Source organism: Rhizobium sp. SSA_523 (assembly GCF_030435705.1).
Lineage (GTDB): Bacteria > Pseudomonadota > Alphaproteobacteria > Rhizobiales > Rhizobiaceae > Neorhizobium.
The window spans coordinates 1,500,769-1,517,435 of record NZ_CP129381.1; the positions used below are offsets into that span (position 1 = coordinate 1,500,769).

Genomic DNA, 16,667 nt, shown 5'->3' on the forward strand with positions numbered 1-16,667 from the left:
CACAGGAGATTAAGATGGGGAAGGTAATCGTCGTCACCTCGGGCAAAGGCGGGGTTGGCAAGACAACCTCGACAGCCGCATTAGGAGCCGCGCTCGCCCAGCGCAACGAAAAAGTCGTTGTGGTGGATTTCGATGTGGGCCTGCGCAATCTGGACCTCGTCATGGGTGCGGAACGACGGGTCGTCTATGACCTGATCAACGTCATCCAAGGCGATGCCAAACTGACCCAGGCGCTGATCCGCGACAAGCGGCTGGAAAACCTTTTCCTGCTGCCCGCCTCCCAGACACGCGACAAGGACAACCTCACCCCCGAGGGAGTCGAATGGGTGATCAACGAGCTGAAGCGTTATTTCGACTGGGTCATCTGCGATAGCCCGGCCGGTATCGAACGCGGCGCGACGCTTGCCATGCGGCATGCCGATATCGCCGTTGTCGTCACCAATCCGGAAGTCTCGTCGGTACGCGATTCCGACCGCATCATCGGCCTTCTGGATTCCAAGACGATGAAGGCGGAACGCGGCGAGCGGATGGAAAAACATCTTCTTCTCACCCGTTACGACGCCGTGCGTGCCCAGCGCGGCGACATGCTGAAGGTCGAAGACGTTCTGGAAATCCTCTCCATTCCGCTGCTCGGCATCATTCCGGAAAGCATGGATGTGCTGCGCGCTTCCAACCTCGGCGCACCTGTGACCCTCGCCGATGCCCGTTGCGCCCCCTCGCTGGCCTATTTCGAAGCGGCCCGCCGCCTGGCGGGTGAAGATGTGCCGGTCTCCATTCCGGAAGACAAGCGCGGCCTGCTGGGCAAGATCTTCGCACGGAGGGCCGCATGAATATCTTCAGGCTTTTCAACAAGCAGCGGTCGGCTCCGCTGGCGCGAGAGCGTCTGCAGGTGCTTCTGGCCCATGAGCGGGCATCCAATGGTTCGGATCTGGTCGCCATCCTGCGCGAGGAGATCCTGGCGGTCATTGCCAAGCATGTCGAACTCGACAGCGAGCGGGTTCAGGTCAAGATGGATCGCGACGAGCATGTCTCGATCCTGGAGATCGATGTCGAAATCCCGCTGAATGCACGCATGCAGGCAGCCTGATCAAACGGTCAGCTCGCAACGGCATATATAGAAATGTTGAAAGGGCCGCCGATGCGGCCCTTCAGCCGTTTTGGCGGCTACACAGACCCTCACTCGATTTTCACAAGAGTCTCTCGCGAATCTTGGACAGCGCCTGATCCTGATCCTCGCCATAGGGAATCATACCCTTCAGCCGGCCGTCGGCGCCGATCAAGAGAAGCGATGTCGTATGGCTCATGTGATAGTCGCTGTCATCGCCATAGCTTCGCGCGGCATGAATCATCCAGCCTTCCGTCACTTTCTTCATTTCCTCCGGCGTGCCGGTTATGCCGGTGATCCTGTCGGTGATGGAGCGGACATAGGCATGCATGATCGACGGCGTGTCGCGCGTCGGATCCACGGTGAAGAAATAGGCTTTCAGCCTGTCGCCCTCGGGTCCCAGCGCCTTCAGCCAGCCCGAGACTTCAAACAGAGTGGTCGGGCAGACTTCGGGGCAATGGGTGTAGCCGAAATAGACCAGGGACGGTGCCCCCTTGAACAGGCTTTCATCCACCGGTTGGCCCTCGTCGTTCAGCAAGGCGAAACGGGCATTGAAGGGACCCGTGCGGGCATTGGCGCTATCGGCCGATACCCACATGATGATCGCCACCAGGCCGGCAAGGAAAACGCTGGCAAAACCGGCTGCAAGCAGAAGCATGGGATTGCGGGTCACGTCTCAACTCCTTCGTCATGGTCTCACATGGCCGCGATCTACGATCGGTCTGCGCCTGCGCGGTGCCGACTTCCCGAACGGTGCCGATCCGCGCCGATCCGCGCCGATGTCAGCCTTAGTCCTCAGCGCGCGGCCGGACAATGCGGCAGTTTGCCCGCCTTCACGGGTTGCGGGCGTGCTTTCCTGACCTCGGGCGGATCAATAGCCGCGCTTGCGGTCGACCGTCTTCGGCAATTTGCCCGCCTTGCGAAACTGGTCGACGTTCCCGGCGACAATCTTCGCGGCGCTCCCCTCAGTTGTCGGAGCGGAAATATGTGGGAGCACCGTCACCTTTGGATGGGTCCAAAGGGGTGAGTCGACGGGCAGGGGCTCCGTTTCGAAGACATCGAGCACGGCATGCGCGATGCGCCCCGCATCGAGGCCAGCAATGAGATCGGCGGCCGGAATGATCGCCCCGCGGGCAAAATTGATGAGGGCCGCCTTGTCTTTCAGACGCGCCAGCCTCTCGGCGTTCAAAAGGCCGCGTGTCTGCGGAGTGAGCGGCAGGAGGCAGACGATGATATCGCTCGAGGACAGGATACGATCCAGCCCGTCCTCGCCGCTGAAGGTCTCGACATCCGGCAGGCTCCGCGGCGTACGGCTCCAGCCTTGAACCGCAAAGCCCGCACCCACCAGGCGCTGTGCAGCCTCGCTGCCGAGCGCTCCCAGGCCGAGAAGACCGATCGTCGTCTCCTTGGGATGGCGATAGGGTCTCGGTTCCCAAAGCCGCTCCGCCTGGCGCTGCCGATAGGCGGGCATGTCTCTCTGGAGATAATAGGTCCAGGCCAGCACGGCCTCACCCATGACGCGCGACAGTTCCGGATCGACCAGCCGGACGATGGGGGGCGCGCCATCGCCCAGCTCCATGACCAGCCGTTCAACGCCGGCCCAGAGGCTGTGAATGAAAGACAGGCCAGTCAGTTGCGCCACATCCGCGGGATCCGGATTGGCCACGATGGCGATGTCGGCAGCCTGCCTGTCGGCCGCACTCATGGATGCAAAAGCGAGAATCCGCTCCTGCGGCATGGCCTGGCGGAGCACCGAGAGCCAGGCTTCGCCCTCTTCGGCGGTGGCACGCGTGACGAAGGCGATTGGCGGTCTCATCGGTTCCTGTTCTTTCTGCATGGGAACTTTGTCTTGTCATCGCCTCTGCCGGGAGGTCAAGTCCTGCCCTTGCCCGAATCACGACATCCTGTTCTGTCAAAGGCAATCAACATCATTCGTGCCCCGGAGAAAGCTCATGTCCCGTATCGTTTATGTCAACGGCCGGTGGGTTGCGGAAGAGGAGGCGAGCGTCTCCGTCTTCGATCGCGGCTTCCTGTTTGCCGATGCGATTTACGAAGTGACGGCGGTGATCGGCGGCAAGCTGATCGATTATGCCGGCCATGCGGCCCGCTTGAAGCGGTCGCTCGACGCGCTTCAGATCCGCTTCCACCTGAGCGAGGATGCGCTCCTTGCCCTTCACCGGGAGATCCTGCGCCGCAATGCACTGGAGGAAGGCCTGATCTATCTGCAGATCTCGCGCGGCGCGGAAGATCGCGATTTTCTCTTTTCCGCCGATCTGCAGCCGACCATCGTGATGTTCACCCAGAAGCGCGCGGTGCTTGGCAATGCCAAATGGCAGACGGGAATTTCCGTCATCACCATGCCCGAAGGCCGCTGGGTCAACCGGCAGATCAAGACCGTGCAGCTTCTCTACTCGTCCCTTGCCAAGATGGAGGCGAAGAAGGCCGGTGCGGATGACGCCTTCCTTGTGGAGGACGGTATGATCACCGAGGCCACCTCGTCCAACGTACATATCGTCACGAAGGACGGAACGCTTGTCAGCCGGCCGCTTTCCAACGCGCTCCTGCACGGCATTACCCGCGGCTCCATCCTGGAGCTTGCGCGCGCCGAAGGGCTTGCGGTCGAGGAGCGGATTTTTTCCGTTGAGGAGGCCAAGACGGCGGCGGAGGCATTCATCACGTCCGCCTCGAGCTTCGTCATGCCGGTCATTGCCATTGATGGCGTGCCGGTCGGGACGGGCGTGCCGGGACCGGTGACAGCGCGGATCCGCGATATCTATACCGCCGACAAGTTGAAGAATGCGATCTGACGACCAATCGTCTCGGACACCACGAGCAGAAGTTCTTTTCTCTGCAGGGCGCCGGCAAAGGGTCAGCTGCGCTCGTAGAGGCGGCGCAGCAGCCGGATCAGCTCGCGGCGTTCGCCCTGCGAGAGGACGGAGGAAAAGGCATCTTCATGCTGGTCGATGATCCCGTGCACCTCCGCGAGCATGGTGCTGCCGGCTTCGCTCAGCCGCATCTCGTGCCGGCGCCGGTCCACCGCCGATGGACGCCGTTCCACAAGACCGCGGGCCATCAGCCGCTTGACCACCCCCATCATCGTGGCGCGGTCCATCGAGAGTGCATTGGCGATATCCACTTGCGACGCGCCGGGATTGGTTGCGATCAGTTCCAGCGCGGCCAGTTGCTTCTGCGTCAGGTCGAAAGCCGCCATATGGGCGGCGAAATCACGGTAGAGCGCCAGATGAGCCATGCGCAGGTGATAGCCCAGGAGCCCCTTCAGCCAGCTTTGCTCCAATTCCTCGCCTGTTTCCACGACCTCCCCTTCCATTCGTCTCGTCTCTCTCTTCCGGTTGCCGGTGCATCCTGATTCTGCTCCAGCGCGCAGATCCTTCACGGAATGCCCAGGCTCTCCACCAAGGTCTCGCTCAAGGTCCCGGGACAAGTCCCTGCTCAAGTCCCGGCTCGCATTCGAGCCTGAAAGCGTCACCCTATGCCATAGGTCGGCGCAATGGGTGAGCGCAATCCCTGCTGCGGACACCTCTTGGGCGGCCTTCGGCCAACAAGACCTGGCGGGGCTCGTCTTGCCAAGCCGTCTAGAGGATTGTAAGTGTAGCATACTATTTAGCGCAATGCCCATCGGGAGGAGGGATCATGCACAAGACCGAACTGGACATGGCGGATTTTGCGGCCGGCAATTCCTTCAGCCTGGTCGCGGAGGATCCCGTCGGCTACCGGGCCCGGGTCTCGCCGGCGGCGATTGCGATCCGGACCATACCAGGCGGCGACGTCCTCACCTATGCGGAGCTCGATGACCGCATCGCCCGCTGCGCCTTCTACCTCAACACCCAGTTCGGCGCGCGTGGCCCCCTGTTTCGCGTGGCGGCGCTCGCGCGCAATTGCGCCGATCTGATTGTGGTGGCCTTTGCCTGCCAGCGGGCGCGGGCCATCTTCGTGCCCTTGAACTGGCGGTTGAGTACCGCCGAGCTCACGGCAATCGTGAAGGATTGCGGGCCCGAAATCATCATCCATGCGGCAGAGTTCGAAGCGGTTGCCGGAGAGATCGCGGAGACCATCCCTTCGGTCCGCACGCTGCCCTTCGACGGTGCGTCGGAAAGCCTGGATGGCGTGCTGGCGCAGGCAGAGCCGCTGCGCCGTCTGCGCAGCGATCCGGATGAGCCGGCTCTCTTGCTCTACACATCGGGAACGACGGGCGCTCCGAAGGGTGTGATCCTGACGCGGCGAAACCTCTTCTATTCCGCTGTCAATTTTTCCTTTGTCGGGGAGATCACTCCCGGCTGCGTCACCTTTTGCGACCTGCCCTTCTTCCATACGATCGGGCTCGTCGCCATTGCGCGGACGACCCTGATGATGGGCGGGACGCTGCTGATCTCCGACCGGTTCCTGCCGGATCGGACGCTGTCCTGCCTGAATGATGCGGAACTTGGCGTCACCCATTATTTCGCGGTTCCGCAAATGGCCTCCATCCTGCGCGGCCAGCCGGACTATGCTCCGGAGAAGATGCGGCGCCTGAAGGCGATCTTCATTGGCGGCGCGCCCCTGCCGCCACCGCTCGTTGCATCCTACCTCGCCGATGGCGTCGCTTTGGTGAATGGTTACGGCATGAGCGAGGCCGGCACGGTCATGCATATGCCGCTGGATCCGCAGGCGATCGCCACGCGGCACGGCAGCGTCGGCTTTCCCGCGCCGCTGATCGAGTTGAAGATCTGCGACGAGGCCGGGCGCGAGCGCGAGAGCGGCGAGATCGGGGAGATCTGGCTGCGCGGACCCTCTATCTCTCCGGGCTACTGGAACAAGCCGGCCGAGACGGCCGCGGCCTTCGTCGATGGCTGGTTCCGGACCGGCGACATGGCCATGCGCGACGAAGACGGGTTTCATTGCCTCGCCGACCGCCTGAAGGACATGTATATCAGCGGCGGAGAAAATGTTTATCCTGCCGAGGTCGAGGGCGTCCTTGCGGCGCATCCGGCCATTGCCGAAGTCGCCGTGATCGGTGTCGCTGATGCGCGCTGGGGGGAAACGGGCGCGGCCTTTGTCGTCCTGAACCCGGGTCAGGGCGTGGAGCGGGGCGATCTTGCCGCTCTCTGCACGGACAAGCTCGCCGCCTTCAAGCGCCCGGCCCATTACGTCTTCACCGATGCGATCCCGCGCAATGCGGCAGGCAAGCCGCAAAAGCACATCTTGCGGGCGCAATGGCAGAGTGGCGCCGCCGATCCCGCGCACAAGGGTGCCTAGATCGTCCGCGCCCGCCGGTCCACTCGGGCCGGCCATCTCTTCTTGAAGTCTTCCGCGCACTGTCTCCAGCCGGATTCGCCGGTGCCTTGCCCTGTTTTTCCGGCGCAGTTTTTGGCGCTGGGGATGGTGCTGTCGAAATTCCCGATGGATTTCAGTGACTTGTCGGTTTTTTGGATTTTTTGCGATTGGCGGTGTTGACGCTTCGGGGTGCTATCCGTATAACGCCGCTCACTGACGAGGGCGGCGGCGCTGCTGGCGACGAAGTTTCTCGTTCTGGAGTGATTGGGGTTTATCCTTGGTTCGCCGGGGTTTTAGAGATCACAGACATTGGCTGAATGCTGATTGTGAGCCGAGGTTTCGGTTTTGGCTCTGGTGGTTTTGCGATTGGTTTTGACCGGGATTTCGGTCTGTTTTTTGACAATTGAATATGGACAAGAAAGAGAAACGTGGTCGGCGTGGTTTCGCAAAGAGGGTGAAAGCCCTTTTTGGAAAACGATTAGAGACGGTCACGTTTTGATATGAGAACACCGGTTCTTTGCTGGGTTTGGCTGATGTGATTGCTTTTGCGATGACGGCGGCTGGACCGGGCCATACTTCGCTGTGAAGCGGGATTGGTTTTGATGTGAAGGATCAAGTGAGTTCTCGTCGATTCAGAACAAGTGACAGTCTAGATTGAATTCTCAACTTGAGAGTTTGATCCTGGCTCAGAACGAACGCTGGCGGCAGGCTTAACACATGCAAGTCGAGCGCACCGCAAGGTGAGCGGCAGACGGGTGAGTAACGCGTGGGAATTCACCCAACCCTACGGAATAACCCAGGGAAACTTGGACTAATACCGTATACGCCCTTTTGGGGAAAGATTTATCGGGGATGGATGAGCCCGCGTTGGATTAGCTAGTTGGTGGGGTAAAGGCCTACCAAGGCGACGATCCATAGCTGGTCTGAGAGGATGATCAGCCACATTGGGACTGAGACACGGCCCAAACTCCTACGGAGGCAGCAGTGGGGAATATTGGACAATGGGCGCAAGCCTGATCCAGCCATGCCGCGTGAGTGATGAAGGCCTTAGGGTTGTAAAGCTCTTTCAGTAGGGAAGATAATGACGGTACCTACAGAAGAAGCCCCGGCTAACTTCGTGCCAGCAGCCGCGGTAATACGAAGGGGGCTAGCGTTGTTCGGAATTACTGGGCGTAAAGCGCACGTAGGCGGACATTTAAGTCAGGGGTGAAATCCCGGGGCTCAACCTCGGAACTGCCTTTGATACTGGGTGTCTTGAGTGTGGAAGAGGTCAGTGGAATTGCGAGTGTAGAGGTGAAATTCGTAGATATTCGCAGGAACACCAGTGGCGAAGGCGGCTGACTGGTCCACAACTGACGCTGAGGTGCGAAAGCGTGGGGAGCAAACAGGATTAGATACCCTGGTAGTCCACGCCGTAAACGATGAATGTTAGCCGTCGGGCAGTTTACTGTTCGGTGGCGCCGCTAACGCATTAAACATTCCGCCTGGGGAGTACGGTCGCAAGATTAAAACTCAAAGGAATTGACGGGGCCCGCACAAGCGGTGGAGCATGTGGTTTAATTCGAAGCAACGCGCAGAACCTTACCAGCCCTTGACATGCCCTGACAGCCAGAGAGATTTGGTTTTCCTTCGGGGACAGGGACACAGGTGCTGCATGGCTGTCGTCAGCTCGTGTCGTGAGATGTTGGGTTAAGTCCCGCAACGAGCGCAACCCTCGCCCTTAGTTGCCAGCATTTGGTTGGGCACTCTAAGGGGACTGCCGGTGATAAGCCGAGAGGAAGGTGGGGATGACGTCAAGTCCTCATGGCCCTTACGGGCTGGGCTACACACGTGCTACAATGGTGGTGACAGTGGGCAGCGAGCACGCGAGTGTGAGCTAATCTCCAAAAGCCATCTCAGTTCGGATTGCACTCTGCAACTCGAGTGCATGAAGTTGAATCGCTAGTAATCGCGGATCAGCACGCCGCGGTGAATACGTTCCCGGGCCTTGTACACACCGCCCGTCACACCATGGGAGTTGGTTTTACCCGAAGGCGCTGCGCTAACCCTTAAAGGGAGGCAGGCGACCACGGTAGGGTCAGCGACTGGGGTGAAGTCGTAACAAGGTAGCCGTAGGGGAACCTGCGGCTGGATCACCTCCTTTCTAAGGAAGCCGATTCTAGCAGGCAAGGCCGCATGGCCATGCCCTTGCAAAATCCGCTTTTTAGAACATAGATCGGACCAGTCAGGTCACGATCGAGCCGAAATACGCCGCGATACTGCTTGCAGATCGACGGTATGGCGAAATCCGCCGACCACGTTTCTCTTTCTTTGGAAGACAATTTTGACAGGATATGCCTGAAACAGGCCATCCGGAATGGGCCCGTAGCTCAGTTGGTTAGAGCACACGCTTGATAAGCGTGGGGTCGGAAGTTCAAGTCTTCCCGGGCCCACCATTGCTTGTTTGAGCCGGTTGGGTCGGGACGACATTCGGTTTGGTTTGGTCTGGTCGTTTGGTCTGGCCGTCGGGTTTTTGCCGTTCTGGTTTTGAACCGGATCCTGTCTGGGATTGAATGTTGCTGGAGCCGGTTGGGGTGACCTGTTCGGTTGAAGCGCTGGATGGGGCTGTAGCTCAGCTGGGAGAGCACCTGCTTTGCAAGCAGGGGGTCAGCGGTTCGATCCCGCTCAGCTCCACCATTATTCGTCCTCACGCTGTCGCAAACTTCGTTTGCTGCGCTGCGGACGGGGCGCCGAGCGATCGGCGACGGGCTATCGCCCGGTATGGCTGCCCTCTCAAAGGTTGAGTGTGGTGCCGGCAGAGGCGATCGTGCTGCATGGCGCGTGAGTGAAAGATTGTCTTCCTGGAGAGTTTAGGTTTGCATCGCTTCGATGAAGCGTATGCCTGTTTTGTCCGTATTGTGAAGAGAAGATTGATCCGGATGAGCCCTTTGGGTTCATGCCAGTCAAGGATCGTTCGTTGTTCGGGGGCTTTTGGCCTTTGTCTGACGGATGGTCTGGTGGATGTTGCCTGACCGCGCATCCTCGGATTTGATCTCGAGAAGCTGGTCTTAATGATCAGACGCGAAGTGGGTCGCTCGGCGTGACCCCAATCAAAGCGATCTGATCGAACACGTCGATGGCATCTGAATGGTCCGGTTGTAAAAGGTAGCCGGATTGGTCAGGCAGTAGGGGTTAGGCAGTTGGCATTAGGGTTCATCCCTGGTGCCTGTTGCCTGCTGGCTATTGCCTCACCTTAAGATGAGCATTGGCAATGAGAACGATGAAGTGTCGTAAGGGCATTTGGTGGATGCCTTGGCATGCACAGGCGAAGAAGGACGTGATACGCTGCGAAAAGCCGTGGGGAGCTGCGAATGAGCTTTGATCCATGGATCTCCGAATGGGGAAACCCACCTTAGACATCTAGAAAATCTGTTCTGCTGTTTTTTGATCTCACGCGCTGTTCGGCCCTTTGGGCCGGCGCTGCGATGGCGCGCCGCACGAGCGGCGACGGACTATCGTCCTGTATGGGTGCCTTGCTCAAGGTTCGAGTGTGGCAGAAGTACAGACCGTTAGGTCGTCGGCAATCGTTTGCCGCCCTGTCTGGAGCGAAGCAGGCAAAGCCTGCGACAGCGTGAAGACAGAAGAGAACCCGGCGCGTCCGGGTTGCAGGGTTCAGCACAACAGGTTTCTAGATGTTGTAATAAGGTATCTAACCTTGAATACATAGGGTTAGAAGCGAACGCAGGAACTGAAACATCTAAGTACCTGCAGGAAAGGACATCAACCGAGACTCCGTAAGTAGTGGCGAGCGAACGCGGACCAGGCCAGTGGCATTCAAGACAAAAGTCGAACGATTTGGAAAGGTCGGCCGCAGCGGGTGACAGCCCCGTAGACGTCAGTGTTTTGAATGTCCTTGAGTAGGGCGGGACACGTGAAATCCTGTCTGAACATGGGGAGACCACTCTCCAAGCCTAAGTACTCGTGCATGACCGATAGCGAACAAGTACCGTGAGGGAAAGGTGAAAAGCACCCCGACGAGGGGAGTGAAATAGAACCTGAAACCGGATGCCTACAAGCAGTCGGAGCCATAATTGGTGACGGCGTACCTTTGTATAATGGGTCAACGACTTAGTGTGTCGAGCAAGCTTAAGCCGATAGGTGTAGGCGCAGCGAAAGCGAGTCTGAACAGGGCGTTCAGTTCGACGCATTAGACCCGAAACCGAGTGATCTAGCCATGAGCAGGCTGAAGGTTGGGTAACACCAACTGGAGGGCCGAACCCGCATCTGTTGCAATAGATTGGGATGACTTGTGGCTAGGGGTGAAAGGCCAATCAAACTCGGAGATAGCTGGTTCTCCGCGAAATCTATTTAGGTAGAGCGTCGAGCGAATACCCACGGGGTAGAGCACTGGATGGGCTATGGGGACTCACCGTCTTACTGATCCTAACCAAACTCCGAATACCGTGGAGTACTACTCGGCAGACACACGGCGGGTGCTAACGTCCGTCGTGAAGAGGGCAACAACCCTGACCTCCAGCTAAGGTCCCCAAGTCATGGCTAAAGTGGGAAAGGATGTGAGGATCCCAAAACAACCAGGATGTTGGCTTAGAAGCAGCCATCATTTAAAGAAAGCGTAACAGCTCACTGGTCTAAATAAGGGTCTTTGCGCCGAAAATGTAACGGGGCTAAAGCCATGCACCGAAGCTGAGGATGTGCCGCAAGGCATGTGGTAGCGGAGCGTTCCGTAAGCCTGTGAAGGAGGACCCGTGAGGGCCTCTGGAGGTATCGGAAGTGCGAATGTTGACATGAGTAACGACAAAGGGGTGAGAGACCCCTCGCCGAAAGACCAAGGGTTCCTGCTTAAAGTTAATCTGAGCAGGGTTAGCCGGCCCCTAAGACGAGGCGGACACGCGTAGTCGATGGGAACCACGTTAATATTCGTGGGCCTGGTGGACGTGACGGATCACGACTGTCGTACGATCTTATTGGATTGATTGTGCGGCTTAGTGGTTCCAGGAAAGAGCGCCACCATTATAGACCGTACCCGAAACCGACACAGGTGGTCAGGTAGAGTATACCAAGGCGCTTGAGAGAACTATGTTGAAGGAACTCGGCAAATTGCACGCGTAACTTCGGAAGAAGCGTGACCTCCAGATACGCAAGTGTTTGGAGGTGGCACAGACCAGGGGTAGCGACTGTTTATCAAAAACACAGGGCTCTGCGAAGTCTTTAAGACGACGTATAGGGTCTGACGCCTGCCCGGTGCTGGAAGGTTAAGAGGAGAGGTGCAAGCTTTGAATCGAAGCCCCAGTAAACGGCGGCCGTAACTATAACGGTCCTAAGGTAGCGAAATTCCTTGTCGGGTAAGTTCCGACCTGCACGAATGGCGTAACGACTTCCCCGCTGTCTCCAACATAGACTCAGTGAAATTGAATTCCCGTGAAGATGCGGGGTTCCTGCGGTCAGACGGAAAGACCCCGTGCACCTTTACTATAGCTTTACACTGGCATTCGTGTCGGCATGTGTAGGATAGGTGGTAGGCTTTGAAGCTTGGACGCCAGTCTGAGTGGAGCCATCCTTGAAATACCACCCTTATCGTCATGGATGTCTAACCGCGACCCGTTATCCGGGCCCGGGACAGTGTATGGTGGGTAGTTTGACTGGGGCGGTCGCCTCCGAAAGAGTAACGGAGGCGCGCGATGGTGGGCTCAGAGCGGTCGGAAATCGCTCGTCGAGTGCAATGGCATAAGCCCGCCTGACTGCGAGACTGACAAGTCGAGCAGAGACGAAAGTCGGTCATAGTGATCCGGTGGTCCCGCGTGGAAGGGCCATCGCTCAACGGATAAAAGGTACGCCGGGGATAACAGGCTGATGACCCCCAAGAGTCCATATCGACGGGGTTGTTTGGCACCTCGATGTCGGCTCATCGCATCCTGGGGCTGGAGCAGGTCCCAAGGGTTTGGCTGTTCGCCAATTAAAGCGGTACGTGAGCTGGGTTCAGAACGTCGTGAGACAGTTCGGTCCCTATCTGCCGTGGGTGTAGGAATATTGACAGGATCTGTCCCTAGTACGAGAGGACCGGGATGGACATATCTCTGGTGGACCTGTTGTCGCGCCAGCGGCATAGCAGGGTAGCTATATATGGAAGGGATAACCGCTGAAGGCATCTAAGCGGGAAACCCACCTGAAAACGAGTATTCCCTATCAGGGCCGTGGAAGACGACCACGTTGATAGGAGGCGTGTGGACGTGCGGTAACGCATGAAGCTTAGCCTTACTAATAGCCCGATCGACTTCATCGTTCTCATTGTTCATGCTCATCAAACATGAGCCATCTGTCTTGTCCTGACGCGTGAAACACGCTGCGGACGGCCCGCACCACCCGGTGCGACGGCCGACCGGCCTGTACGGGTGCCATACCCGAACAGGCTCAAGACAAGCAAAAAGACGTGTTCAAAAAAAAGACTGTTGCCTATCGCCTACTGGCTAAGCCCTCAGTCACCAGCTTCTCGAACAATAAGCGGCGCACCAACATGCGCCGCGCACATTGCCCTTAGCCGACCTGGTGGTCATGGCGGGGCGGCCGCACCCGTTCCCATTCCGAACACGGCCGTGAAACGCCCCAGCGCCAATGGTACTTCGTCTCAAGACGCGGGAGAGTAGGTCGCTGCCAGGTCTGCTAAAGGCAATGTCAAAACAAATCTTCTCGCGCACAACAAAACCAACCGGACAAACATCCAGCATTCGACATGCTATGATCGCTCCAAGCGACGCACACGCAGTCTCAGTATCGACAAGGGGTGGAGCAGCCCCGTCCGCCCGCAGCGCAAGCAACACCGCGCGAGGACGGACAAACAAAAAGACCGGGCAAAACAGCCGGTCCGCCAGGCAAACAGCCCAAGGCACGCTCGAAACTAACGCGGGGTGGAGCAGCCCCGTCCGCCCGCAGCGCAAGCTACACTGCGCGAGGACGGACAAACAAAAAGACCGGGCAAAAACATCCGGTCCGCCAGGCAAACAGCCCAAGGCACGCTCGAAACTAACGCGGGGTGGAGCAGCCCGGTAGCTCGTCAGGCTCATAACCTGAAGGCCGCAGGTTCAAATCCTGCCCCCGCAACCAACGATCCCTGCGATCCCAATAAAGCCCCCTTCGCGGGGCTTTTTGCGTTTCTATAGCTCGCGGCAGGGGCGGATAGGTAAGCCATGCAATCCTCTACATTGGCTCGTAATCACGGCATTCGGCTGAGGCACGTTCCAGAAGCCCCCTTACGATCAAGGCCAGGCCGGTTTGCTCGGAACTCTGAACTGCCCCCCATTTCGACCGGGCAGTCGGCATAAGCAGAAAGGCTCAAGTACAGGCTTGAGGACAGGCTTATGTCTAACGAGTATCGACAGGTTGAATTGCTGACGGGTGATGTCCGCCGTAGACGGTGGACAACCGAGCAGAAGCTGACAATCATTGAGCAGAGTTTCGAACCAGGCGGGTCGACGCCTTCGACCGGGAGATCATCGCCTGGACGGCGGTCGCCAACGCGGGCATCTCCGGCTCTGACGTGCGCGATATGATGCTGGAGGCGGTCGAGAAGCGGTTCGCAGCAACGAGAGCCCCGCACGCAATCGGGCATCTCTCGGACAACGGCTCGGCTTACACCGCGAGGGACACGAGGCTGTTTGCCCAAGCGCTCAATCTGACGCCCTGCTTTACGCCGGTAGCCAGTCCACAATCGAACGGCATGGCAGAAGCCTTCGTCAAAACCCTGAAGCGGGATTACATCCGCATATCCGCACTGCCAGACGCCGAAACGGCGCTCCGGCTCACCGACGGATGGATCGAGGACTACAACGAAATCCATCCCCATTCCGCGCTCAAGATGGCTTCCCCTCGGCAGTTCATCAGGGCTAAATCAAACTAGCCGACATGTCCGGTGAAACGGGGAGCACTCCACGCGGCAACAAGGATATTCAGCTCGACCTGTTCTACGACTACCGCACCAACCTGTCCCTATACGCAGTTCCAGGCCTTCTTCCGCGACCGCAAGCCGCCGACGCTGGTCGTCTGGGGCAAGAACGACAAGATCTTCCCGGAAGAAGGCGCGCATCCCTGTCTGCGCGATCTTCCTGAAGCTGAGTTCCATCTTATCGACAGGGGACATTTTGCGCTCGAAGACAAGCTGGATGAGATGGCGCCGCTCATTCGACGCTTCCTTGATCGCAAGATCGCGAAGTGAAACGCCGCTGGCTTCCTGCAACTACCGACATGGTTGCGGGAAGCCGCACCCGATAACAGCCTTCAATGCTCCAAGCGTTCAGATGTTTTAGCACGCCGGTCTCGCCTAGTCGGGAAACCGTTGCAGACTGGACGCCATCACTAGATGCTTATGTCGGATAGCATGACTAAAATCAGAGGGTTAGCTGGATCAGGTCGGAGTCCAGCGGTTCGGTTCCTATCAAGACCAAAAGAACGCAGCGGCGTGGCCCACACGGAAATTTTCTATAAACGCTGTAATTCATGCATTACGATTGATCTTTCAGTTGGAGATAACTATGGCTTCGAATGCACCCGTTCAAACTCGCATTGATGCTGAAGTTCGAGATCGTGCCTCTGCGGTGCTTGAGAGCATGGGTGTTACTGTGTCGGACGCAGTTCGTATATTACTCACCCGGACGGCGAACGAGGGAGCACTACCGCTCGAACTTATATCAGGCAGCGAAGCTCATGATGCTTGGTTTCGCAGCAAGGTCCTTGAAGCGCTGAACGACACGCGACCTGACGTTTCGGATGATGAAGTAGCGGCTCATTTCGAAAAACGGCGAGCGGCAGCGCGCGTTAAAGCAGCGGTGCGCAAGTTGTGAAGCTTACCTGGTCAGCGTTTGCGTTGTCAGATCGAGACGCCATCTTCACCTTTATCGAGGCGGATAGTCCCTCAGCTGCTATCATGGCCGACGAACGGATCGTCGCGGCTGCTCGTCGATTAATTGATTTTCCGGTGAGTGGTCGTGTTGGCAGAATTGCCGGGACGCGCGAACTGGTGATCAACGGTACCCCATATGTCGCGGATTATGCTGTAGTTCAATCGGCAGTTCGCATTCTCCGCGTACTTCATGGCGCACAGGAATGGCCAGACACTCTTCCTACCAGCTAAGCTTCGAACTTCATGTCTGGGATCAACGGGTCGACAGTTCGGATCCCTTCAAGGCGAGGCTACTGTCCCTCCGCACCTTCCTCTAGGTCATCATGGTCGAATGTAACACGGTCCGTTCGCCCCTCGACCATGGCGGAGACCCCTCGCATGCTGGCGCGTATACGGTCGCACAGAAGTCTGACGCGCAGAGTTTGTCGGGTATCGACGTGGGTTAGGAGCCATACATCCCCGGCGTGGATGATCGGACTGCCTGGCACACGAGACAGCGACAAGTCTGCGTCGCCGACAAAGCAGGGCAGTAACGTGATGCCCATCCCCGCGCGCGCAGCGTGCAGCTTCGACCGCATCTCGGAAAAGCGGACAGGCGTGGCGGCCATGTCTATCTCTTCTGGGACCCAGTCACCGGGAATCAACTCGCCAGGACCGAGCAACCAGGCCAGAGGGGACAAAACGTTGCCGAGCCGATCACGGCATCCGTAATACGCCATGTGGAATCCGCACAGCCTGCTTCCATAAAGGTTTTCCGGAGGCGAGCCCTTTCCAAGAACCACGCGCAAAGCCACATCCGCCTCCCGGTTGCTCAGGTTGGCGACCGTCCCCGTTCCGATGATCTCAAGCGCGATGTCCGGATAGGTAGATCTGAACTCCGTCAGGGTCTCCATCAAAAGATCGGTCGCAAACGAGACGGGGAGGGTAAGACGCAACGGGCCAGATACGCTCTGGTCGCGAGCGAAGATCTTTGCCTCGATCTTGGTCGATGCCTCCGACATCTGCGCGGCGAGATCCACGATGTCGGCACCCGCTGACGTCAGCCTGTATCCGGAAGGAAGCCTTTCGAAGAGTTTCGTTTTCAGCCGCAGCTCCAAACGCGCAACGCCACGAAGCACCGTGGCGTGGTTGAGGTCCAGCGCGTCTGCCGCCGCACGCACGGTTCCGCCTTTGGCCACTGCAAGAAACATACGCAACTCATCCCAATGATCCATGGTGCGTTTCGTCATAACCCTTGTGACTGATTTCGGAGTTTATTCCCCTGTTTGGGTCGTTGTACACCCAACAAGCATAGAGGGCATGTAAATTCGCACCACTTGCGCGGTCTTCCCGTCATCCAACGATCGCTCCACACAAAGGTTTATGATGCAAATCCTATCCAAATTACAGGCAGCTGTGCTT

The 16,667-nt window shown here is 58.2% G+C and carries 11 protein-coding genes, 3 tRNA genes, 3 rRNA genes and 2 pseudogenes; 15 read left to right on the plus strand and 4 right to left on the minus strand.

Annotated elements, in window-relative coordinates; translation table 11 throughout:
• Positions 1-14 precede the first annotated feature (14 nt).
• Positions 15-830 (plus strand): septum site-determining protein MinD, encoded by an 816-nt coding sequence (gene minD / locus QTJ18_RS08075; protein ID WP_252753967.1) that lies wholly within the window; start codon positions 15-17, stop codon positions 828-830.
• Positions 827-1,087 (plus strand): cell division topological specificity factor MinE, encoded by a 261-nt coding sequence (gene minE / locus QTJ18_RS08080; protein ID WP_252753966.1) that lies wholly within the window; start codon positions 827-829, stop codon positions 1,085-1,087. Before minD ends, minE begins: the two co-directional genes overlap by 4 nt.
• Before the next feature lie 100 nt (positions 1,088-1,187).
• On the opposite strand, the gene QTJ18_RS08085 is transcribed toward minE, so the two are convergent.
• Together QTJ18_RS08085 and QTJ18_RS08090 are read right to left on the minus strand one after the other, a co-directional pair.
• On the minus strand, positions 1,188-1,778 hold the full coding sequence (locus QTJ18_RS08085; RefSeq protein WP_252753965.1) for an SCO family protein: 591 nt from the start codon (positions 1,776-1,778) through the stop codon (positions 1,188-1,190).
• 198 nt (positions 1,779-1,976) lie between these two features.
• Positions 1,977-2,921 carry a 2-hydroxyacid dehydrogenase gene (locus QTJ18_RS08090; protein ID WP_252753964.1) on the minus strand — a complete coding sequence of 315 codons (945 nt, stop codon included), beginning with the start codon at positions 2,919-2,921 and terminating at the stop codon, positions 1,977-1,979.
• Positions 2,922-3,057: 136 nt separating this feature from the next.
• Here QTJ18_RS08090 and QTJ18_RS08095 point away from each other — a divergent pair, with 136 nt between their 5' ends.
• Positions 3,058-3,912 carry a D-amino-acid transaminase gene (locus QTJ18_RS08095; protein ID WP_252753963.1) on the plus strand — a complete coding sequence of 285 codons (855 nt, stop codon included), beginning with the start codon at positions 3,058-3,060 and terminating at the stop codon, positions 3,910-3,912.
• Positions 3,913-3,974: 62 nt separating this feature from the next.
• Here QTJ18_RS08095 and QTJ18_RS08100 read toward each other — a convergent pair whose 3' ends face one another.
• Positions 3,975-4,433: a MarR family winged helix-turn-helix transcriptional regulator gene (locus tag QTJ18_RS08100; protein WP_252753962.1), complete on the minus strand. Its 459-nt coding sequence runs from the start codon at positions 4,431-4,433 to the stop codon at positions 3,975-3,977.
• A gap of 323 nt (positions 4,434-4,756) precedes the next feature.
• On the opposite strand from QTJ18_RS08100, the gene QTJ18_RS08105 reads away from it, so the two are divergent.
• The 12 genes and pseudogenes from QTJ18_RS08105 (at position 4,757) to QTJ18_RS08155 (ending at position 15,497) form a co-directional block, all read left to right on the plus strand.
• Positions 4,757-6,358, plus strand: coding sequence for an AMP-binding protein (locus QTJ18_RS08105; RefSeq protein ID WP_489667241.1), 1,602 nt, complete (start codon positions 4,757-4,759; stop codon positions 6,356-6,358).
• 681 nt (positions 6,359-7,039) lie between these two features.
• Positions 7,040-8,519 (plus strand): 16S ribosomal RNA (locus QTJ18_RS08110).
• Between the two features lie 215 nt (positions 8,520-8,734).
• A tRNA-Ile gene (locus QTJ18_RS08115) sits at positions 8,735-8,811 on the plus strand.
• 165 nt (positions 8,812-8,976) lie between these two features.
• Positions 8,977-9,052: transfer RNA gene (locus QTJ18_RS08120), tRNA-Ala, on the plus strand.
• 582 nt (positions 9,053-9,634) lie between these two features.
• Positions 9,635-12,656: ribosomal RNA gene (locus tag QTJ18_RS08125) — 23S ribosomal RNA — on the plus strand.
• Positions 12,657-12,915: 259 nt separating this feature from the next.
• Positions 12,916-13,030 (plus strand): 5S ribosomal RNA (gene rrf / locus QTJ18_RS08130).
• The 16S, 23S and 5S rRNA genes sit together here with 3 tRNA genes alongside, the layout of an rRNA operon.
• Before the next feature lie 367 nt (positions 13,031-13,397).
• A tRNA-Met gene (locus QTJ18_RS08135) sits at positions 13,398-13,474 on the plus strand.
• Between the two features lie 254 nt (positions 13,475-13,728).
• Positions 13,729-13,920, plus strand: a complete 192-nt coding sequence (locus QTJ18_RS25535; protein WP_354669099.1) for a transposase — start codon at positions 13,729-13,731, stop codon at positions 13,918-13,920.
• Positions 13,839-14,267: pseudogene (locus tag QTJ18_RS08140) on the plus strand (integrase core domain-containing protein); the annotation flags it as partial. The gene QTJ18_RS25535 and the pseudogene QTJ18_RS08140, both read left to right, overlap by 82 nt.
• A gap of 35 nt (positions 14,268-14,302) precedes the next feature.
• A pseudogene (locus QTJ18_RS08145) lies at positions 14,303-14,582 on the plus strand (alpha/beta fold hydrolase); the annotation flags it as partial.
• Positions 14,583-14,898: 316 nt separating this feature from the next.
• Entirely contained in the window at positions 14,899-15,207 is a 309-nt protein-coding gene (locus QTJ18_RS08150) for a type II toxin-antitoxin system RelB/DinJ family antitoxin (RefSeq protein ID WP_252755574.1), read from the plus strand.
• The gene (locus QTJ18_RS08155; protein WP_252755573.1) at positions 15,204-15,497 is read left to right on the plus strand and encodes a type II toxin-antitoxin system RelE/ParE family toxin; all 294 of its coding nucleotides are present in this window, start codon (positions 15,204-15,206) and stop codon (positions 15,495-15,497) included. Before QTJ18_RS08150 ends, QTJ18_RS08155 begins: the two co-directional genes overlap by 4 nt.
• A 59-nt stretch (positions 15,498-15,556) precedes the next feature.
• Here the strand turns inward: QTJ18_RS08155 and QTJ18_RS08160 are convergent, their stop codons facing one another.
• Positions 15,557-16,480 carry a LysR family transcriptional regulator gene (locus QTJ18_RS08160; protein ID WP_252755572.1) on the minus strand — a complete coding sequence of 308 codons (924 nt, stop codon included), beginning with the start codon at positions 16,478-16,480 and terminating at the stop codon, positions 15,557-15,559.
• Positions 16,481-16,667 lie beyond the last annotated feature (187 nt).